General features: G+C 66.3%; 20 protein-coding genes. All 20 read left to right on the top strand.

Features of this window, described 5'->3' with window-relative positions; genetic code table 11:
* The first annotated feature begins 1 nt into the window (after nt 1).
* The 20 genes from nifS to ACYRGX_RS21230 all read left to right on the top strand — a co-directional run bounded on the left by nifS (nt 2) and on the right by ACYRGX_RS21230 (nt 20,515).
* The gene (nifS, locus tag ACYRGX_RS21325; RefSeq protein WP_473054415.1) at nt 2-1,210 is read left to right on the top strand and encodes a cysteine desulfurase NifS; all 1,209 of its coding nucleotides are present in this window, start codon (nt 2-4) and stop codon (nt 1,208-1,210) included.
* Nucleotides 1,211-1,273: 63 nt separating this feature from the next.
* Complete coding sequence (gene nifV / locus ACYRGX_RS21320; RefSeq protein ID WP_473054414.1) at nt 1,274-2,419, top strand: homocitrate synthase; 1,146 nt, start codon at nt 1,274-1,276, stop codon at nt 2,417-2,419.
* Complete coding sequence (gene cysE, locus ACYRGX_RS21315; RefSeq protein WP_473054413.1) at nt 2,416-3,177, top strand: serine O-acetyltransferase; 762 nt, start codon at nt 2,416-2,418, stop codon at nt 3,175-3,177. The genes nifV and cysE overlap by 4 nt, the downstream gene beginning before the upstream one ends.
* Nucleotides 3,178-3,179: 2 nt before the next feature.
* Nucleotides 3,180-3,713: a hypothetical protein gene (locus ACYRGX_RS21310; protein WP_473054412.1), complete on the top strand. Its 534-nt coding sequence runs from the start codon at nt 3,180-3,182 to the stop codon at nt 3,711-3,713.
* Nucleotides 3,710-4,048 carry a nitrogenase-stabilizing/protective protein NifW gene (nifW, locus tag ACYRGX_RS21305; protein WP_473054411.1) on the top strand — a complete coding sequence of 113 codons (339 nt, stop codon included), beginning with the start codon at nt 3,710-3,712 and terminating at the stop codon, nt 4,046-4,048. Before ACYRGX_RS21310 ends, nifW begins: the two co-directional genes overlap by 4 nt.
* 13 nt (nt 4,049-4,061) lie before the next feature.
* Complete coding sequence (locus ACYRGX_RS21300; protein WP_473054410.1) at nt 4,062-4,538, top strand: nitrogen fixation protein NifZ; 477 nt, start codon at nt 4,062-4,064, stop codon at nt 4,536-4,538.
* Nucleotides 4,531-5,409: a nitrogen fixation protein NifM gene (gene nifM, locus ACYRGX_RS21295; protein WP_473054409.1), complete on the top strand. Its 879-nt coding sequence runs from the start codon at nt 4,531-4,533 to the stop codon at nt 5,407-5,409. The genes ACYRGX_RS21300 and nifM overlap by 8 nt, the downstream gene beginning before the upstream one ends.
* Nucleotides 5,402-6,733 (top strand): ATP-dependent Clp protease ATP-binding subunit ClpX, encoded by a 1,332-nt coding sequence (gene clpX, locus ACYRGX_RS21290; protein WP_473054408.1) that lies wholly within the window; start codon nt 5,402-5,404, stop codon nt 6,731-6,733. Before nifM ends, clpX begins: the two co-directional genes overlap by 8 nt.
* A gap of 224 nt (nt 6,734-6,957) precedes the next feature.
* A complete protein-coding gene (locus tag ACYRGX_RS21285) occupies nt 6,958-7,500 on the top strand; it encodes a flavodoxin (RefSeq protein WP_473054407.1) in 543 nt (180 codons plus the stop codon).
* Nucleotides 7,501-7,603: 103 nt separating this feature from the next.
* Nucleotides 7,604-9,106, top strand: coding sequence for an NAD(P)H-hydrate dehydratase (locus tag ACYRGX_RS21280; protein ID WP_473054406.1), 1,503 nt, complete (start codon nt 7,604-7,606; stop codon nt 9,104-9,106).
* On the top strand, nt 9,094-9,561 hold the full coding sequence (tsaE, locus tag ACYRGX_RS21275) for a tRNA (adenosine(37)-N6)-threonylcarbamoyltransferase complex ATPase subunit type 1 TsaE (RefSeq protein WP_473054405.1): 468 nt from the start codon (nt 9,094-9,096) through the stop codon (nt 9,559-9,561). Before ACYRGX_RS21280 ends, tsaE begins: the two co-directional genes overlap by 13 nt.
* Nucleotides 9,558-11,003 (top strand): N-acetylmuramoyl-L-alanine amidase, encoded by a 1,446-nt coding sequence (locus ACYRGX_RS21270; RefSeq protein WP_473054404.1) that lies wholly within the window; start codon nt 9,558-9,560, stop codon nt 11,001-11,003. The genes tsaE and ACYRGX_RS21270 overlap by 4 nt, the downstream gene beginning before the upstream one ends.
* Complete coding sequence (gene mutL, locus ACYRGX_RS21265) at nt 11,000-12,886, top strand: DNA mismatch repair endonuclease MutL (RefSeq protein ID WP_473054403.1); 1,887 nt, start codon at nt 11,000-11,002, stop codon at nt 12,884-12,886. The genes ACYRGX_RS21270 and mutL overlap by 4 nt, the downstream gene beginning before the upstream one ends.
* A gap of 87 nt (nt 12,887-12,973) precedes the next feature.
* Nucleotides 12,974-13,945 carry a tRNA (adenosine(37)-N6)-dimethylallyltransferase MiaA gene (gene miaA, locus ACYRGX_RS21260; protein WP_473054402.1) on the top strand — a complete coding sequence of 324 codons (972 nt, stop codon included), beginning with the start codon at nt 12,974-12,976 and terminating at the stop codon, nt 13,943-13,945.
* Nucleotides 13,946-14,037: 92 nt separating this feature from the next.
* Nucleotides 14,038-14,289, top strand: a complete 252-nt coding sequence (gene hfq / locus ACYRGX_RS21255) for an RNA chaperone Hfq (RefSeq protein WP_473054401.1) — start codon at nt 14,038-14,040, stop codon at nt 14,287-14,289.
* Nucleotides 14,290-14,301: 12 nt separating this feature from the next.
* Entirely contained in the window at nt 14,302-15,603 is a 1,302-nt protein-coding gene (gene hflX, locus ACYRGX_RS21250; RefSeq protein ID WP_473054400.1) for a ribosome rescue GTPase HflX, read from the top strand.
* A gap of 98 nt (nt 15,604-15,701) precedes the next feature.
* On the top strand, nt 15,702-16,892 hold the full coding sequence (gene hflK, locus ACYRGX_RS21245; protein WP_473054399.1) for an FtsH protease activity modulator HflK: 1,191 nt from the start codon (nt 15,702-15,704) through the stop codon (nt 16,890-16,892).
* Entirely contained in the window at nt 16,892-17,761 is an 870-nt protein-coding gene (gene hflC, locus ACYRGX_RS21240) for a protease modulator HflC (protein ID WP_473054398.1), read from the top strand. Before hflK ends, hflC begins: the two co-directional genes overlap by 1 nt.
* 225 nt (nt 17,762-17,986) lie before the next feature.
* Nucleotides 17,987-19,171 carry an ATP phosphoribosyltransferase regulatory subunit gene (locus tag ACYRGX_RS21235; RefSeq protein ID WP_473054397.1) on the top strand — a complete coding sequence of 395 codons (1,185 nt, stop codon included), beginning with the start codon at nt 17,987-17,989 and terminating at the stop codon, nt 19,169-19,171.
* Between the two features lie 48 nt (nt 19,172-19,219).
* Nucleotides 19,220-20,515, top strand: coding sequence for an adenylosuccinate synthase (locus ACYRGX_RS21230; protein ID WP_473054396.1), 1,296 nt, complete (start codon nt 19,220-19,222; stop codon nt 20,513-20,515).
* Nucleotides 20,516-20,543 lie beyond the last annotated feature (28 nt).

Genomic DNA, 20,543 nt, shown 5'->3' with positions numbered 1-20,543 from the left:
GATGAGCGACGTCTACCTGGACAACAACGCCACCACCCGCGTCGATGCCGAAGTGGTCGAGGCCATGCTGCCTTACTTCACCGAGCAGTTCGGCAACCCGTCCTCGCTGCACAGCTTCGGCAACCAGGTCGGTATGGCGCTCAAGCGTGCGCGGCAGAGTGTGCAGAAGCTGCTGGGTGCCGAGCACGATTCGGAAATCGTGTTCACCTCCTGCGGTACCGAATCCGACTCCACGGCGATTCTCTCGGCCCTGCGCGCGCAGCCCGAGCGGCGCAGCATCATCACCACCGTGGTCGAGCATCCCGCAGTGCTGAGCCTGTGCGATCACCTCGCCAGCGAGGGCTACACCGTACACAAGCTCAAGGTCGACAAATGCGGTCGCCTGGACCTGGCCGAGTACGCCGAACTGCTCAGCGACGACGTCGCAGTGGTCTCGGTGATGTGGGCCAACAACGAGACCGGCACCCTGTTCCCGGTCGAGGAAATGGCGCGCATGGCCGACGAGGCCGGCATCATGTTCCACACCGATGCCGTGCAGGCCGTCGGCAAGGTGCCGATGTACCTGGCCGACACCCACATCCACATGCTCTCGCTATCCGGGCACAAGCTGCATGCGCCCAAGGGCATCGGTGTGCTCTACCTGCGCCGCGGCACGCGTTTCCGTCCGCTGCTGCGCGGCGGGCATCAGGAGCGTGGTCGGCGGGCCGGCACCGAGAACGCCGCGTCCATTGTCGGCCTGGGCGTGGCCGCCGAGCGCGCCCTGCTGTTCATGGAGCACGAGAACACCGAGGTCGCACGCCTGCGTGACAAGCTCGAGGCCGGCATCCTCGCCGCGGTGCCCTATTCCTTCGTCACCGGCGATCCGGCCAACCGTCTGCCGAACACGGCGAGCATCGCCTTCGAGTACATCGAGGGGGAGGCCATCCTGCTGCTGCTGAACAAGGTCGGCATCGCCGCCTCCAGTGGTTCGGCCTGCACCTCGGGTTCGCTGGAGCCCTCCCACGTGATGCGGGCAATGGACATTCCCTACACCGCCGCCCACGGCACGGTGCGTTTTTCGCTGTCGCGCTACACCACCGAGGAGGAGGTCGAGCGGGTCATCCGCGAAGTGCCGCCGATCGTCGCTCAACTGCGCAAGCTGTCGCCGTACTGGGATGGCGACGGCCCGCTGCGCGAGCACGATCGCGCCTTCGCCCCGGTTTACGCCTGAGTCCGCGGTACCCGTCAGCCCCAGCCCGGCGACCTCAGGGCCGCCCTTGTCGGAGAATCAGAGATGTCCATCGTGATCGACGACACCACCCTGCGTGATGGCGAACAGAGCGCCGGGGTGGCCTTCAATGCCGATGAGAAGATCGCCATCGCCCAGGCCCTGTCGGCCCTTGGGGTGGGCGAGCTGGAAATCGGCATCCCGGCGATGGGCGACGAGGAACGCGAGGTGATGCTGGCCATAGCCGAGCTGCGCCTGCCGACGCGCCTGCTGGCCTGGTGCCGGCTCAGCGAGCATGACCTGCGCGCGGCGCTGGGCACCGGCGTGCAGATGGTCGATCTGTCATTGCCGGTCTCGGACCTGATGCTGCAGCACAAGCTTGGGCGCGACCGCGCCTGGGCGCTGGACGAGGTCGCGCGGCTGGTGGCCCAGGCGCGCATGGCCGGGCTGGAAGTCTGCCTGGGCTGCGAGGACGCCTCGCGCGCCGATCCGGACTTCATCGTCCAGGTCGGGCATATCGCCCAGGCCGCCGGGGCACGGCGTCTGCGCTTCGCCGATACGGTCGGGGTGATGGAGCCCTTCACCATCCACGAGCGTTTCGCCTTCCTCCGCGCGCGGCTCGACCTGGAGCTGGAGGTGCACGCCCATGACGACTTCGGCCTGGCCACCGCCAACACGCTGGCGGCGGTAAAGGGTGGCGCCACCCACATCAACACCACGGTGAACGGGCTCGGCGAGCGCGCCGGCAACGCCGCGCTGGAAGAGTGCGCCCTGGCGCTCAAGCACCTGCACGGCATCGATTGCGGCATCGATACCCTGGCGATTCCGGCGATCTCCGCGCTGGTCGAACGCGCCTCCGGGCGCCAGGTGGCCTGGCAGAAGAGCGTGGTTGGCGCCGGTGTGTTCACCCATGAGGCGGGCATCCACGTGGATGGACTGCTCAAGCATCGGCGCAACTACGAGGGGCTCAACCCCGACGAGCTGGGACGCAGCCACAGCCTGGTGCTGGGAAAGCATTCCGGCGCGCACATGGTGCGTAGCAGCTACCAGGCGCTGGGCATCGAACTGGACGACCCGCAGTGCCAGGCGCTGCTTGGGCGCATCCGTGCCTTCTCCACGCGCACCAAACGCAGCCCGCTGGCCGAAGAACTGCTCGGCTTCCATCAGTTGCTCTGCGAAGAGCAGCGCGCCCTGCTCGGAGGTGCCGCATGAGCCTGTTCAAGCAATGGCGTGACGACGTGCGCTGCGTCTTCCAGCGTGACCCGGCGGCGCGCACCACCTTCGAGGTGCTCACCACCTATCCCGGTGTCCACGCGATCATCGCCTATCGCCTGGCCAACCGCCTGTGGCGCCGCGGCTGGCGCTATCCGGCGCGGCTGCTGGCTTTTCTCGCGCGGCTGCTGAGCAACGTCGACATCCATCCGGGGGCGACCATCGGCGAGCGCTTCTTCATCGATCATGGCGCCTGCGTGGTGATCGGTGAGACCGCCGAGATCGGCAACGACGTGACCCTCTACCACGGCGTGACGCTGGGCGGCACCAGTTGGCGCAAGGGCAAGCGCCATCCGACCCTGGGCGACGGCGTGATGGTTGGCGCCGGGGCGAAGATTCTCGGACCGATCTGCGTCGGTGCCGGCGCTCGCGTCGGCGCCAATTCGGTGGTGGTCCAGGACGTGCCGGAAACCTGCACGGTGGTCGGCATTCCCGGCAAGGTCGTGCGCTTGCGCGAAGCAGGGCGCATCAATCCCTACGGTATCGACCTCGACCATCACCTGATTCCCGACCCGGTAGGCAAGGCCATCGCCTGCCTGCTGGAACGCATCGATCGACTGGAAGCGCGCCTGGAGAGCAGCGGCCAAATGCCGCCCGGCAGCCAGCAGCGTTTCTACGCCAACTGCGAGCCGGACAACGCGCTCTGCGACAACGATTGCGCCGGCGGCCGCGAGCGGCTCGCGCCGGCGAGGGGCTAGCCATGGACCTGCAGGACTTCGCCGGCGACGGCCTGTATTTCGACGATCCCCAGGATTCCCGCGTGGACGCGCTGCTCGAACAGGCTGCCCAGGGCTATGCCGAAGGCAGCGCAGAGGGGGCTCTGCTGCAGGCCCAGGCGCTGGCGCCGGAGAACCTCAGCGTGCTCATCGGTTTGTATCGCTTCAACTATTACCGGCATCGGCCCGAGGCCGCGCTGCAGGTCGCCGAGCGCATCCTCGCGGTACTCGCCGGGCGACTGCAGCTGCCGGCCGACTGGCATGCGCTGAGCAGCGAGCTGATCGAGGCGCGCGCGGCCAACCTCGGTCTCTTGCGTCTGTATCTGCTGGCGCTCAAGGGCGCGGGTTACCTGAATCTACGCCTGGGCCGCTTCGCCGCGGGCAAGGCGATGCTCGGCAAGGTCCGCGAGCTCGACCCGCTGGACCGGCTGGGCGCCCAGTTGCTGCTGGGCATCCTCGCCGAGCACGACGCCATCCTCATTCCCTTTCCCACTGCCACCGCGGAGCGACGCGCATGAGCTATTCCCCCGATTGCGGCCTGAGCCTCGACGAAGCCCTGGAAGAACTGGTCTCGGCCGAGGACTTCCTCGGTTTCTTCGACATTCCCTTCGAGCAGAATGTGGTGCACGTGAACCGCCTGCACATCATGCAGCGCTACCACGACTACCTGGGCAAGGCCGGCGACCTCGAAGAGATGGCCGAAGCGCCGCGTTACGCCGTGCTGCGCCAGTTGCTGGCGCAGGCCTACGTGGACTTCGTCGAATCCGACGCGTTGACGGAGAAGGTCTTCAAGGTGTTCAAGCGCGGCGAGCCGCAGACCACCTTCGTGCCGCTCGAGCAACTGCTGGGTTAGGGAGGGCAAGACGATGCTGCCGCAGTTCGAATACGGTGAAGAAGTCCGCCTGATACGCAACGTGCGTAACGACGGCACCTACCCGGGCATGGACACCGGTGCCCTGCTGATGCGCCGCGGCACGGTCGGTGTGGTCTACGACGTCGGCACCTACCTGCAGGACCAGTTGATCTACCGCGTCCACTTCATCGCCGAGGGGCGCACCATCGGCTGTCGCGAAGAAGAGTTGATTCCCGCGTCGGCGCCCTGGGTCCCCAACCGCTTCGAGTTTCGTGAGGCCGTGGTGACCACCCGGGCCCTGGCCGTACGGGGCGAGGTGATCATCCCGCTCGGTGGTGAAGGGAGCGTGATGAAGGTGCTGCGCGACCTCCCCGAGGGCATCCAGTACCACGTGCACTTTGGCAACGGTCTCCTGCTGCAAGTACCCGAGACCAGCCTGGCGCCGGTAGAAATGACCGTCGCCGAGGCGTTGGAGGTGGTCCATGGCTGAGCTCGAAAACGCCGCGGTGGCGCGCTATCGCCTGCTACGTGTGGCTCAGCAGCGTTACGGTCGGCTGCCGGGCGAACTCGATGCCGACCAGCAAATGCAGGCTTCGCGTATCGCCGAGCGCCAGCGCGCGCTGGAGAACGCTGTGCTCGGCAGTCGCGAGGCCCTCGGCGTGATGGTGCCGGAGAGCCACCTGGCGCAGGCCTGGCAGCAACTGCTCGACGAGGCCGAGCCGCAGGTTTTGCAGCAGGCCCTCGACGACGCCGGCCTCGAACATGCCGATTTGCGCGAGCAACTGGCCCGCGAGCTGCGGGTGGAGGCCGTGTTCGAGCGGGTCTGCGCCGCGTTGCCGACGATCGGTGATACCGAGGTGAGCCTGTACTACTTCAATCACCTGGAACGTTTCATCGTGCCGCCCTTGCGCGGTGCCCGGCACATCCTGGTGACCATCAACGAGGACTTCCCGGAGAACCGTCGGCAAGCCGCGCGCGAGCGCATCGAGGCCATTGCCCGGCGCCTGGCGAGCAAGCCCGAGCGTTTCGCCGAGCAGGCCATGAAGCACTCGGAGTGCCCGACGGCGCTGCAGGGCGGTGAACTCGGCGAGGTGCGTCCCGGCATGCTCTATGGGGCGCTGGAGCAGGCGCTCTTCGAATTGGAGCCGGGGCAGATCAGCGAGCCGGTGGAATCGCCGCTGGGTTTTCATCTGCTGCGCTGCGATTTCGTCCAGCCGGCCCGACGGGTGCCGCTGGAGGACGTAATGGATCGTCTGCGTGAGGTGCTGCGCGAGCGTCAGCACAAGGCGCGTCGGCGCCAGTGGCTGGAAACCCTGATGGTTCCCGCCTTCGTCATCGAGGAGAGCCTCGCCCATGGCTGAAGACAAGTCCGAGGATATCCCGCGCTGTTCGTTCTGTGGCGCGGAAAAGAGCCCCACGGTGCCGCTGATCGCTGGCAACGAAGGGCGTATCTGCGAGGCGTGCGTCAACCTCGCTCACCAGGTGGTGAACAGTTGGGGGCAGCGCCGCCGCAGCCAGCAGTTGGCGCCGCAACTGCGCACCCCGGCGGCCTACAAGGAACACCTGGACGCTTCGGTGATCGGCCAGGAAGAGGCCAAGCAGACCCTTGCCGTGGCTGTCTACAACCATTACCTGCGGCTGCTCAACAGCGACCGTGAGCCGGTCTGCCAGCTCGGTGAGCAGGTCGAGCTGGAAAAATCCAACATTCTCATGGCCGGTCCCTCGGGCACCGGCAAGACGCTGCTGGTGCGCACCCTGGCGCGCATTCTCGGCGTGCCCTTCGCCTCCGCCGACGCCACCACCCTGACCCAGGCCGGTTATGTCGGCGACGACGTCGACAGCATCATCGCGCGGCTGCTCGAAGCCGCCGGCGGCGACGTGCAGCAGGCGCAGTGGGGCATCGTCTACCTCGATGAGGTGGATAAGCTGGCCAAGCGCAGTGGCGGCGCCACGGCGATGCGCGACATCTCCGGGGAGGGCGTTCAGCAGGCCCTGCTGAAGATGGTCGAGGGCAGCGAGGTGCGCATCGCCAAGTCCGGTCGCCGCGGCGATCACGGCGAAGAGCAGGTGGTCGATACGCGCAACATCCTGTTCATCGCCGGTGGCGCCTTTCCCGGGCTCGAGGCTCTGGTGTGCAGCCGCGTCCAGCCGCGCGACACCGCTATCGGTTTCCATGCCCGGCCGCGCGCCGAGCAGCCGTCGATGAACCAGTTGCTGGCGGCGCTGCTGCCCGATGATCTGCACGAGTTCGGGTTGATCCCGGAATTCATCGGCCGCTTCCCCATCGTCACCTTCCTCAAGGAGCTGGATCACGCGACCTTGCTACGCATTCTCAGCGAGCCGCGCAACGCGCTGATCCGCCAATACCAACAGTTGTTCGCCTACCAGGGCATCGAGCTGGAAGTGACACCGGCGGCACTGTCGCACATCGCCGACCAGGCCCTGGCGCGCAAGACCGGCGCCCGTGGCCTGCGCGCGGTGCTCGAAGCGGCATTGCAACCGACCATGTTCGAGATGCCCTCGCTGCCGGCGCTGCGCCGCTGCATCCTGGACGTGGAGGAGGGCGGGCGAGAGCCGCAGCTCGTGGTGCACAAGCAGCAGGATCTGTCGGCCATGGAAGAGGAGGTCGAGGTGACGACCGCTGCGCCGCTGGCGCCCGCTCCGCGGCTGAGCGTCGACCTGTGATTGTCATGAAGCCGACAGCGCGTCCTCCGCTGCAGGCTTCGTTGCGTGCCCTTTGCCACAAGGGGCACCTGGGTGATGAATTAAAAGACTTATAAATCATTGGGTTGCGGGATAGGTTTGGCCCTGGGAGGGGCGGTCCGTTTCCTGCTGTAGAGCTTGCGTGCGGCGCTCGCCACGGCGACCGCGAACGGATTCCATCAATCAAGCGAGACAGAGGTGAACCCATGGCCCGGATCGGATTGTTCTTCGGCTCCAACACCGGCAAGACCCGCAAGGTCGCCAAGATGATCAAGAAACGCTTCGATGACGAAACCATGGCCGACGCCTTGAACGTCAACCGCGCAGCGCCCGAGGACTTCCACGCCTATGACTTCCTGATCCTCGGTACGCCGACCCTGGGCGACGGCGAATTGCCAGGGCTGTCCTCGGACTGCGAGAACGAAAGCTGGGAAGAATTCCTGCCGAAGATCGAAGACATGGACTTCAGCGGCAAGACCATCGCGGTGTTCGGGTTGGGCGACCAGGTCGGCTATCCCGATGAGTTCCTCGACGCGATGGGCGAGCTGCATGCCTTCTTCGCCGAGCGGGGTGCGCGCCTGGTTGGCGAGTGGCCGCTCAGCGGTTACGAGTTCGAGCATTCCGAAGCGGTCAAGGACGGCAAGTTCGTCGGCCTGGCGCTGGACCTGGACAACCAGAGCAACCTCACCGAGGAGCGTCTGGGAGCCTGGCTGGGGCAGATCGCCGCCGAGTTCGACCTCAACGTCTGAGGCAGACGCCTGCCGCGCGTCTCCGCGGGGGCGCCGGCGGAGCGGTTGATGCTAAAATCACGCCATTTTCAGGAACGCCCTCGCGGGCCCTGCGGAGTGGCCGATGTCGCCTGTTTCGGACGAAACGCTTCCCCCCTCGTTGTATGACGCCGTCGGTGTACGCGCGCTCGATGCGCAACTGATTGCCGCCGGTACCCCCGGATTCGAGCTGATGCAGCGCGCGGCACACGCCGCCTGGCGCGCGCTGCGCCGTCGCTGGCCGGCGGCCGAGGCACTGAGCGTGCTCGCCGGTAGCGGCAACAATGCCGGCGACGGCTACCTGCTCGCGGCCCTGGCTCAGCGCGCTGGTTGGCGTGTGCAGGTACTGGCGCTGGCTGAGCCGGAGAAACTGCGTGGCGATGCCCGCGAGGCTTGGCAGGTGGCGCTGAGCGCAGGCGTGGCGGTATCGCGTTGCGCTGAGTGCCCGGTGTTCGACGGCGTGCTGGTCGATGCATTGCTCGGTACCGGGCTGTCCGGTGAGGTACGCGAGCCCTACGCTGCGCTGATCGATCTGGTCAACGCCAGCGGCCTGCCGGTGCTGGCCATCGACATCCCCTCTGGGCTCTGTGCCAACACCGGTCGCGTACTCGGGCGCGCCATCGAGGCGCAACTGACGGTGACCTTCATCGGCCTCAAGCTCGGCCTGTTTACCGCGGCGGGGCCCGATCATGTGGGCGAGCTGGTGTTCGACGACCTACAGGCCGATCCCGAGGTGCTGGTCGAGGTGTCGCCCTGTGCGCAGCGCCTGCGCGAAACGGAGCTGCCGCGCCTGGCGCCGCGCCGACCGAGTGCGCACAAGGGCCAGTTCGGACATCTGCTGGTGATCGGTGGCGATCGCGGCACGGGCGGCGCGGCGCTGCTCAGCAGCGAGAGCGCACTGCGTGGCGGTGCCGGCATGGTGTCCCTGGCTACCCGTGGCGAGCACCTGGCAGCCGCTCAGGCGCGCCTGCCCGAGGTGATGAGCCTGGCGGTGGACTCGGCCAACCAATTGATGCCCCTGCTCGAACGCGCCGACGTGATCGTCGTCGGCCCCGGCCTGGGGCAGGCCGCCTGGGGCCGCGCGTTGCTTTCCGCGGCGGCCGGCTGCGGCAAACCGCAGGTTTGGGACGCCGATGCGCTGAACCTGCTGGCGACCGGTGCAGTGGCCTTGCCGGCCGATGCGCTAATCACGCCGCACCCCGGCGAGGCAGCGCGCCTGCTGGGCTGCTCCACCGCCGAGATACAGGCGGATCGTCCCTGGGCTGCGCGGGAACTGGCGAGGCGGCATGCCTGCGTGGTGGTGCTCAAGGGCGCGGGAAGCCTGATCGCGGCCCCGGACGGGCGCCTGGCACTCTGTGATCGTGGTCATCCGGTGATGGCCGGGGCCGGGCTCGGCGATGTGCTCGCCGGTCTGCTCGGTGCGTTGCGCGGCCAGGGGCTGGCGGCCTTCGAGGCCGCCTGCCTCGGCGTTTGGCTACATGCCAGCGCCGGCGAGCGGCTCGCTGGACACGGCCGCGGTCTGGCCGCCAGCGATCTGATTCCGATGATTCGCAGCCTTTTGGAGGCGCAGTCGCCATGTCTGAGGTAACGCTGTTCGCAGCCGATGAGGCGGCGATGTACGCCCTCGGCGCACGCTTGGCGGAGGTCAGCGAGGGGCGTGGCACGGTCTATCTGCACGGCGACCTGGGCGCCGGCAAGACCACCTTGTCACGCGGCATCCTGCGCGGCTTCGGCCACCCGGGCGCGGTGAAGAGCCCGACCTTCACCCTGGTCGAGCCCTATGAGATCGGTACGCGTCGGGTGTATCACTTCGACCTCTACCGTCTGGTCGATCCCGAGGAGCTGGAGTTCATGGGCATCCGCGATTATTTCGAAGGTGATGTCCTATGCCTGGTTGAGTGGCCGCAGCGCGGCGCCGGCGTTTTGCCAAAGGCCGACCTCGACATTACCATTGCCGTCGATGGCGAGGGCCGCGTCTTGCGGCTGCAACCATCCAGCGCCAGGGGCGAGACCTGGTGCAGCGCCCTGCGGGCGCAACCATGAATTCGTTATGGGGGAAAGGCATGCGCATGCGCGCGATGTTCGGTGGGGTCGCCCTGCTGCTGTTGTGTCTGGCGGCCGATGCGCTGGCCGCAGTGGACGTACGCAGCGTGCGCCTGTGGCGTGCTCCGGACAACACGCGGCTGGTCTTCGACTTGAGCGGTCCGGTACAGCACAATCTATTCACCCTGAGCGCGCCCGATCGCATCGTCATCGATGTCAGCGGCGCTCACCTGGGGGCTTCGCTGGACAAGCTGGCGCTGGCGAACACCCCGATCCAGTCGATTCGCTCGGCGCAGCGTACGCCGGACGAGCTGCGCCTGGTCATCGATCTGTCGAGCGCGGTCACGCCCAAGAGCTTCACCCTTGCGCCCAACCAGGAATATGGTGATCGCCTGGTGGTCGACCTCTTCGACGACCCGACCGGCGCGGGAAATGGCAGCGAGTTGCCGGCCACCCTGGATGCCTCCACGCCAACCGTGCCGGTGACGCCCACCCAGCCCTCGTCGCCGTTGCCGGTGCTGCCCAGCGGCAAGCGCGACATCGTCGTCGCCATCGATGCGGGGCACGGCGGCGAAGACCCCGGGGCCAGCGGTCCTGGCGGCGTCCACGAAAAGGACGTGGTGTTGCAGATCGCCAAGGAACTGCAGCGGCAGATCAACGGCATGAAGGGCTATCGCGCCGAACTGACGCGTACCGGCGACTACTTCATTCCGCTGCGCAAGCGTACGGAGATCGCCCGCAAGAAGGGGGCCGACCTGTTCGTATCCATCCATGCCGATGCGGCACCGAGTTCCTCGGCCTTTGGCGCCTCGGTGTTCGCGCTGTCCGACCGCGGCGCGACGTCGGAAACCGCGCGCTGGCTGGCGGACAACGAGAACCGCTCCGACCTCATCGGCGGTGCCGGCAGCGTCAGCCTGGACGACAAGGACCGCATGCTCGCCGGGGTCTTGCTCGACCTGTCGATGACCGCTTCGCTGTCTTCCAGCCTGAACATCGGGCAGAAGGTCCTCAACAACATCGGGCGCATGACGGCGCTGCACAAGAAGCGTGTCGAACAGGCTGGCTTCATGGTGCTGAAATCGCCGGACATTCCTTCGATCCTGGTCGAGACCGGCTTCATTTCCAACCCCAAGGAAGCGCGTCAACTGCAGAGTCGTAGCCACCAGCAGAGCCTGGCGCGCTCGATCCAGGCGGGCGTGCGGCAATTTTTCGAGCAGAACCCGCCGCCGGGGACCTACGTCGCCTGGCTGCGTGACTCCGGCAAGATCGCCGTTGGGCCGCGTGAGCACCGTGTGGTGTCCGGCGATACCCTGGCGCTGATCGCCCAGCGCTACAGCATCAGCCTGGCGGCGCTGCGCAGCGCCAATAACCTCAAGGGCGATGTGATCAAGGTCGGGCAGACGCTGCAGATACCGGCGCCGACCCTGGCGGCCCAGCAATGACCGAGTTACGTCGTATCCAACTGCTTAGCCCGCGCCTGGCGAACCAGATCGCCGCCGGCGAGGTGGTCGAACGTCCCGCTTCGGTGGCCAAGGAGTTGCTGGAGAACAGTCTGGATGCGGGCGCTCGGCGCATCGAGGTCGAGGTCGAGCAGGGCGGCGTGAAGCTGCTGCGCATCCGCGACGACGGCCGTGGCATCCCCGCGGATGACCTGCCCCTGGCCCTGGCGCGCCATGCCACCAGCAAGATCCGCGACCTCGAAGACCTGGAGAAGGTCATCAGCCTGGGGTTCCGGGGGGAGGCGCTGGCCTCGATCAGTTCCGTCTCGCGACTGACCCTTACCTCACGCACCGCCGATGCCGAGCAGGCCTGGCAGGTGGAGACCGAAGGGCGCGAGATGGAGTCGCGGGTGCAGCCCGCGGCGCATCCGGTCGGAACCTCGGTTGAGGTGCGCGACCTGTTCTTCAATACCCCGGCGCGGCGCAAGTTCCTGCGCGCCGAGAAGACCGAATTCGACCATCTGCAGGAAGTCATCAAGCGGCTGGCGCTGGCACGTTTCGATGTCGCCTTCCATCTGCGCCATAACGGCAAGACGGTGCTGGCCCTGCACGAGGCCAGCGACGAACTCAGTCAGGCCCGCCGAGTGGCTGCCGTGTGTGGCAGCGCCTTCCTCGAGCAGGCTTTGCCGATCGAAGTCGAGCGCAACGGCCTGCGCCTGTGGGGTTGGGTCGGCTTGCCGACCTATTCGCGCAGCCAGGCGGACCTGCAGTACTTCTACGTCAACGGCCGTATGGTGCGCGACAAGCTGGTCGCCCACGCGGTGCGCCAGGCCTACCGCGACGTGCTGTTCAATGGCCGTCACCCGACCTTCGTGCTGTTCCTGCAGATCGACCCGGGCGTGGTCGACGTCAACGTGCATCCCACCAAGCATGAGGTGCGCTTTCGCGAGAGCCGTAGCGTCCACGACTTTCTCTACGGCACCTTGCATCGCGCCCTGGGCGAAGTGCGCCCGGAGGACCAACTGGCCGCCAGCTCGACGCCGATGCCGGAGCGTCCGAGCGGCACCGCCGCGGGTGAATTTGGCCCGCAGGGCGAGATGAGCCTCGCCGCCAGCGTGCTCGAACCCGCGGCGCCCGCGCCGCAGTGGCAGTCGTCGGGCGGCGGCTCCGGTTACTCGCCGCCGCGCCCGGTAGCGCCGCCGCCGCCGCCGCTGGCCGAGGCGGCCGGCGCCTATCGCACCTTCTTCGCGCCGCTGGCAGGCGAGGGCGCCCCGCCGTCGCTGCCCGCCGAGCAGGGTGACATACCGCCGCTGGGCTATGCCGTCGCCCAGCTCAAGGGGATCTACATTCTCGCCGAGAACGCCCAGGGACTCGTGGTGGTGGACATGCACGCAGCCCATGAGCGCATCACCTACGAGCGCCTCAAGGTCGCCATGGCCAGCGAAGGGCTGCGTGGGCAGCCGCTGCTGGTGCCCGAGTCGCTGGCGTTGTCCGAGCGCGAGGCCGATTGCGCCGAGGAGCATGTGGCCTGGTTCTCGCGGCTTGGCTTCGAGCTGCAGCGGCTCGGTCCGGAATCCGTGGCCATCCGGCAGATCCCCGCGTTGCTCAAGCAGGCCCAGGCCACCAACCTGGTGCGCGACGTTCTCGCCGACCTGCTCGAATATGGCACCAGCGACCGTATCGAGGCGCATCTCAATGAGCTGCTGGCCACCATGGCCTGCCATGGCGCCGTGCGTGCCAACCGACGGCTCACGCTGCCGGAGATGAACGCGCTGCTGCGCGACATGGAGAGCACCGAGCGCAGCGGCCAGTGCAATCATGGCCGACCGACCTGGGCACAGATGAGCCTGGATCAACTGGACAAGCTGTTCCTGCGCGGTCAGTGACGGTCCTACGCCCGCGCCGCCGCCTGACTTGCGGCGCGCCGTCGGGCCGCAGACACTATGCGCCCTCGAATCCAGTCCGGTAGTCCGATGCAGTCGTTTCCTCCCGCCATCTTCCTCATGGGCCCCACCGCCGCCGGCAAGACCGACCTGGCGCTGGAGCTGGCGCGGGTGCTGCCCTGTGAACTGGTCAGCGTCGATTCGGCGCTGGTCTACCGTGGCATGGACATCGGCACCGCCAAGCCCCCGGCGCACGTGCTCGCGGAGTTTCCCCATCGACTGGTGGACATCCGCGATCCGGCACAGGCTTACTCGGCCGCCGAGTTTCGTCAGGACGCGCTGGAGGCGATGGCGCAGATCAGTGCGCGGGGACGCATCCCGTTGCTGGTCGGCGGCACCATGCTGTACTTCAAGACGCTGCTCGACGGCCTGGCGGACATGCCGCAGGCCGATGCCGCGCTGCGCGCCGAGCTGCAGGCGCAGGCCGAGCAGTTGGGCTGGGCGCACATGCACCGGCTGCTCGCCGAAGTCGACCCCGAATCCGCCGCGCGCATTCATCCCAACGACCCCCAGCGGCTGTTGCGCGCCCTCGAGGTGCAGCGGCTGAGCGGCCAGAGCATGAGCGAGCTGCGCCGCCGCCAGGCCCTTGAAAAAGCCGATGCCAGGGCGGTTGGGCAGGCATATTTACCGTATACTGTGGCGCATCTGGCGGTTGCCCCGCTCGAACGAAGCCTGTTGCATCGACGCATCGCCGAGCGATTCTCGAACATGCTCGAACAGGGCTTCATCGAGGAGGTCGAAGCCTTGCGTAGACGCGACGATCTGCATCTTGGTTTGCCGTCGATGCGTGCGGTGGGCTACCGCCAAGTGTGGGAATACCTCGATGGCGGCATGGATCGCGAAACCCTGTATGAACGGGGCGTCGCAGCCACGCGACAGCTGGCCAAGCGACAGTGTACCTGGCTGCGCGGTTGGCCCGATCTGCTGCAATTGGACAGCCTGGCCCGCGACAACCTGTCGCGTGTCTTGAAATACCTGGGGTCGGTCTCCATATTGACCTGACCCTTGCGGATGCCAGCTATGCTTGTGCGGGTGAGGCTCCGAAATCCTATCAACGATTAAAACGACTGAAATTCTTCTAAGGAGTGCGGCACATGTCAAAAGGGCATTCGCTACAAGACCCTTACCTCAATACCCTTCGTAAGGAACGCGTCCCGGTTTCCATCTACCTGGTCAACGGCATCAAGCTGCAGGGTCAGATCGAGTCCTTCGACCAGTTCGTCATCCTTCTCAAGAACACCGTCAGTCAGATGGTCTACAAGCACGCGATCTCCACTGTCGTGCCCAGCCGTCCGGTACGTCTGCCCACCGCGGGCGATGAAGCTGGCGAGCCGGGTAACGCCTGACGGGAGTCCGCTTTGTTCTTCGAGCGCCCCGGCGGTGGTGAGCGGGCCATTCTGGTCCATCTGGACGGCCTGGACCCCGAGGCGCGTGAAGACCCTCAGGAGTTCCAGGAGCTAGCCCGCTCGGCGGGTGCCGAGAGCGTTGCGCTGGTGAGCGTTTCGCGGCACCAGCCCAGTGCACGGTTCCTCATCGGCTCGGGCAAGGTCGAGGAGTTGCGCGAACGCGTGCGCAGCGAGGAGGCGGAGTTGGTCATCTTCAACCACGCCTTGACGCCCAGCCAGGAGCGCAACCTCGAACGTGCCTTCGAGTGCCGTGTCCTCGATCGCACCGGCTTGATCCTCGATATCTTTGCTCAACGTGCACGCACCCATGAGGGCAAGCTGCAGGTCGAGCTGGCGCAACTCGAGCACATGAGCACGCGCCTGGTTCGTGGGTGGACCCACCTCGAACGGCAGAAGGGCGGTATCGGCCTGCGCGGTCCCGGGGAAACCCAGTTGGAAACCGACCGACGCCTGTTGCGGGTGCGCATCCGGCAGATCAAGGCGCGGCTCGAGAAGGTCCGCAGTCAGCGCGAGCAGGCCCGTCGTGGACGGCGCCGCGCCGATATCCCGGCAGTCTCCCTGGTAGGCTATACCAACGCCGGCAAATCCACGTTATTCAACGCTCTGACGACGTCCGAGGTCTACGCGGCGGATCAGCTATTCGCCACGCTGGACCCGACACTGCGTCGGCTCGAACTGGACGACCTCGGGCCGGTGGTGCTTGCCGATACGGTAGGTTTCATCCGTCACTTGCCGCACAAGCTGGTCGAGGCCTTCCGTGCCACGCTGGAGGAATCGAGCAATTCCGACCTGCTGTTGCACGTCATCGATTCCCATGAGCCCGAGCGCGACCAGCAGATCGAGCAGGTGTTGGCGGTGCTGGGCGAGATCGGTGCCAGTGAGCTGCCGATCCTGGAGGTCTACAACAAGCTGGATCTGCTCGATGGCGTCGAACCACAGATACAGCGTGACGAGGACGGTAAGCCCCAGCGCGTCTGGCTGTCTGCGCGTGAAGGAAAGGGCTTGGAGCTGTTGCGCCAGGCCGTCGCCGAGTTGCTCGGTGACGACCTGTTCGTTGCGACGCTGTGCCTGCCGCAGCGCCTGGGTCGCCTGCGTGCCCGGCTGTTCGAGTTGGGCGCGGTGCAGGAGGAGCGGCACGACGAGGAAGGCGAAAGCCTGCTTTCGGTGCGCTTGCCGCGTGTGGAGCTCAATCGCCTGGTCAGTCGAGAAGGCTTCGAGCCCTCGGACTTCGTGGCTCAACATACTTTGCAATAATGCCTGTAGGGGCGGCTTTGTCGCTGGGCAGGTGCATTAGGTAGCATTGGCGGGCGCGCCGTCGGCGCGCTTTTTGGCTTTATCGGATGGAGAGCGCTATGGCTTGGAATGAGCCGGGTGGCAATTCGAACAATCAGGATCCCTGGGGCGGCGGCGGTCGTCGTAACGGCGGCGGCGACCGCAAGGGACCACCCGACATCGACGAGGCGCTGCGCAAACTGCAGGACAGTCTCAACGGCATCTTCGGCAAGAAGCGCAGCGGCGGCGGTGGTGGCGGTAGCCGCGGTGGTCGTGGCCCGGGCATTGGCGTGATCGTCATCGGCCTGGTCGTGCTGCTGGCGGTGTGGATGTACAACGCGGTCTACGTGGTCGACGAACAGGAGCAGGCGGTGATCCTGCGCTTCGGCAAGTACTACGAGACGGTTGGCCCCGGCCTGAACATCTACTTCCCGCCGATCGATCGCAAGTTCCAGGAGAATGTCACCCGCGAACGTGCCTACTCCAAGCAGGGGCAGATGCTGACGCAGGACGAGAATATCGTCGAAGTGCCGCTCACCGTTCAGTACAAGATCTCCAACCTGCGTGATTTCGTGCTCAACGTCGATGAGCCGGAAGTCAGCCTGCAGAACGCGACCGACAGTGCGCTGCGTCATGTGGTCGGCTCCACGGCGATGGACCAGGTGCTCACCGAGGGGCGCGAAGCCCTGGCGGTCGAGGTTCGCGAGCGCTTGCAGCGCTTCCTCGACAACTACCGTGCCGGTATCTCGGTGACCCAGGTGAACGTGCAGAGCGCGGCGGCGCCGAAGGAGGTCCAGGAGGCCTTTGACGACGTCATCCGTGCGCGCGAGGACGAGCAGCGTGAGCGTAACCAGGCCGAGGCCTATGCCAACGGTGTGATCCCCGAGGCGCGCGGCCAGGCTCAGCGCATCTTGGAAGAGGCCAACGGCTACCGCGACGAAGTCGTGGCACGTGCCGAAGGTGAGGCGGACCGTTTCAGCCTACTGCTCGGCCAGTACCAGAAGGCTCCGGAGGTGACGCGCGAGCGTCTGTACCTGGAGAGCATGCAGCAGGTCCTGAGCAATACCAGCAAGGTCATGGTCACTGGCGACAAGGGGCAGAACAATCTGCTCTATCTGCCGCTGGACAAGATGATCGACGGGCGCCGTAGTGCTCAGAGCAGCAGTTCGGGCAACGCGTCCCAGGATCAGAGCGGTAGCAGCCAGGACTCAAGCACGCGCTCGTCACGGGATTCGGATTCGCGTGACCTGCGTTCGAGGGAGAGCCGCTGATGAACAACAAGTCTCTGACCCTGCTGATCGCGGCGGTGATTCTCGCCGTGGTCGCGTGGAACTCGCTGTACATCGTCTCGCAGACCGAAAAGGCCGTGCTGTTGCAGTTCGGTCGGGTGGTCGACAGCGACGTGCAGCCTGGCCTGCATGTGAAGATCCCGGTGGTCAACCAGGTGCGCAAATTCGACGCGCGTCTGCTGACTCTGGACTCCAACACCTCGCGCTTCCTCACCCTGGAGAAGAAGGCGGTGATGGTGGACGCCTACGCCAAGTGGCGCGTGGCCGACGCCGAGCGTTTCTACACCGCGACCTCGGGCATGAAGCAGATCGCCGACGAGCGTCTGTCGCGACGCCTGGAGTCCGGTCTGCGCGACCAGTTCGGCAAGCGCACGCTGCATGAGGTGGTGTCCGGCGAGCGCGATGCGCTGATGGCGGCCATCACCAGTTCGCTGAATGCGATGGCGCAGAAGGAACTGGGCATCGAGGTCGTCGACGTGCGGGTCAAGGCGATCGACCTGCCCCGTGAGGTCAATCGCAGCGTGTTCGAGCGCATGAGCACCGAGCGTGAGCGTGAAGCCCGTGAACATCGTGCCAAGGGGCGCGAGCTGGCCGAAGGCATTCGTGCCGACGCGGATCGGCAGAAGCGCGTGATCCTCGCCGAGGCCTATCGCGAGGCACAGCAGGTGCGTGGTGAGGGGGATTCGAAGGCGGCGGCGATCTATGCCAAGGCCTATCAGGCGGACCCGGAGTTCTACGCGTTCTACCGCAGCATGCAAGCCTATCGGGACAGCTTCTCCGACAAGGGCGATATCATGGTGGTCGATCCCTCCAGTGAGTTCTTCCGCTACCTGGAAAAGGCTCGCCCCTGAGTGGGTGCCAGCGGACGGCCGGACCGTCCGCTGGGTGACCCCCGGATGAATCGTTGCTATGATGCGTCAGCCGGGAAATTCCCGGCTTTTTTGCGTCTGCGCCAACGCGATTGCATGCGGGCTCCCGTCCCAAGGGGGTGAGGAGTACGGCATCAGCGTGCGCGGCGCTTTGATGTTTGCTCCATTGGAAAGCCTGGTTCCAGGCGAAAGGTAAATGGCGAAACTATGGCTACGGTAGACCGCTGGCTACTGCCAGATGGCATCGAAGAAATCCTGCCGCCGGAAGCGGCGCGCACCGAAACCGCACGACGCCTGGTGCTGGACCTGTTCCATCGCTGGGGTTACCAGTTCGTGGTGACCCCGCACATCGAATACCTCGAATCGCTGCTCACCGGCGCCGGTCAGGACCTTGACCTGCGTACCTTCAAGGTCACCGACCCGCTGTCCGGTCGACAAATGGGCTTTCGCGCCGACATCACTCCGCAGGTGGCGCGCATGGATGCCCACAGCCTGCGCCGCAATGGTCCGGCGCGCCTGTGCTATGCCGGCAGCGTGCTGCACGCCAAGCCGCGTGCGCTGTCCACGTCGCGCAGTCCGATTCAGTTGGGCGCCGAGCTGTATGGCGACGCCAGCCCGGCCAGCGACCTGGAAGTGATCAGCCTGATGCTCGAGACGCTGGACATCGTCCAGGTTCCGGGCGTGCATATGGATCTTGGTCACGTAGGTATCTACCGCGGTCTGGCGAAGGCCGCCGGGCTGTCCGGTGAGACCGAGCAGGCACTGTTCGATGCCCTGCAGCGCAAGGCCATCGATGAAGTCGCCGCACTGACCGAGAGCTTGCCCGCGCCCTACGCGGATATGCTGCGTTCGCTGGCCGAGCTGTGTGGTGGACGCGAGGTGCTGGACCTGGCGCAAGCCGCGCTGGTCGAGGCCCCCGATGAGGTGCATGCGGCGCTCGACGAGCTGATCGCCATCGCCGACGAACTCTCGGTGCGCTATCCCGAGCTGGCCCTGTATTTCGACCTCGGCGAGCTGCGTGGCTACCACTATCACACCGGCGTGGTGTTCGCCGCGTTCGTCTCCGGGGTTGGCGATGCCATCGCCCAGGGCGGGCGCTACGACGACATCGGCGCCGACTTCGGCCGGGCGCGCCCGGCCACCGGTTTCTCCACCGATCTACGCAGTCTGTGCGTACTGGGCGAGCGCGAGCTGGATGCGCCGGCCAGCGGCATCTGGGCGCCGGACAGCCAGGACTACACCCTCTGGCAGGCGGTTCGTCGCCTGCGTCAGGAAGGGCAGCGGGTCGTCCAGGCATTGCCTGGCCAGGGCGAGGACGAAGCGGCCGCCGCCGGCTGTGATCGTCGTCTGGTGCTGCGCGACGACCGCTGGCAGGTCGAGCAAGGGCTTTGAATCTTTTCTCCCGGCCTCGGCCGGAGCGTCACATAGAGGACATTGAGCATGGGTAAGAACGTCGTCGTCCTGGGCACCCAGTGGGGTGACGAGGGCAAGGGCAAGATCGTCGACCTGCTGACCGACGAGGCCGCCGCGGTAGTGCGTTACCAGGGTGGGCACAATGCCGGCCACACCCTGGTGATCGACGGCGAGAAGACCGTCTTGCACCTGATTCCCTCCGGCATCCTGCGCGACAACGTCGAGTGCCTGATCGGTAACGGCGTGGTCGTCGCCCCCGACGCCCTGCTGCGCGAGATCACCAAGCTCGAAGAGAAAGGCGTACCGGTGCGTGAGCGTCTGCGCATCAGCCCCTCCTGCACGCTGATCCTGCCGTACCACGTGGCGCTGGACCAGGCCCGCGAGAAGGCCCGTGGCGATGCCAAGATCGGCACCACCGGGCGTGGCATCGGCCCGGCCTACGAAGACAAGGTGGCCCGTCGCGGCCTGCGCGTCGGCGACCTGTTCCATCGCGAACGCTTCGCCGCCAAGCTCGGTGAGCTGCTCGACTACCACAACTTCGTCCTGCAGAACTATTACAAGGAGCCGGCCGTCGACTTCCAGAATACCCTGGACGAGGCGCTCTCCTACGCGGAAATCCTCAAGCCGATGATGGTCGACGTCGCTGCACGTCTGCATGAGTTCCGTCGCGACGGCGCCAACATCATGTTCGAGGGTGCGCAGGGCTCGTTGCTGGACATCGACCACGGTACCTATCCGTTCGTCACCAGCTCCAGCACCACGGCCGGCGGCACCGCTACCGGTTCGGGCTTCGGCCCGCTGTACCTGGACTACATCCTCGGTATCACCAAGGCTTACACCACTCGCGTGGGTTCTGGTCCGTTCCCCACCGAACTGTTCGACGAGACCGGTGCGCGCCTCGCGCAGCGTGGCCACGAGTTCGGTTCGACGACCGGTCGTGCCCGCCGTTGTGGCTGGTTCGACGCGGTGATCCTGCGTCGTGCGATCGAGATCAACAGCCTCTCGGGCCTGTGCCTGACCAAGCTCGATGTCCTCGACGGCCTGGAAACCATCCGTATCTGCACCGCCTACAAGGATGCCGACGGCAACCTGCTGCAGGACGCGCCGACCGATGCCGACAGCTACCTGGGCCTGCAGCCGGTGTACGAGGATGTTCCCGGCTGGAGCGAGTCGACCGTCGGCGCCAAGAGCCTCGACGAGTTGCCCGCCAATGCGCGTGCCTACATCAAGCGCATCGAAGAGCTGGTGGGCGCGCCCATCGACATCATCTCGACCGGCCCGGACCGCAACGAGACGATCGTCCTGCGTCATCCTTACGCCTGAGTCTCTTCGCGATGACCCAGAGGGCGCC

It is taken from the genome of Pseudomonas sp. R4-15 (genome assembly GCF_055768815.1).
This window is presented reverse-complemented; position numbering and strand designations above follow the sequence as displayed.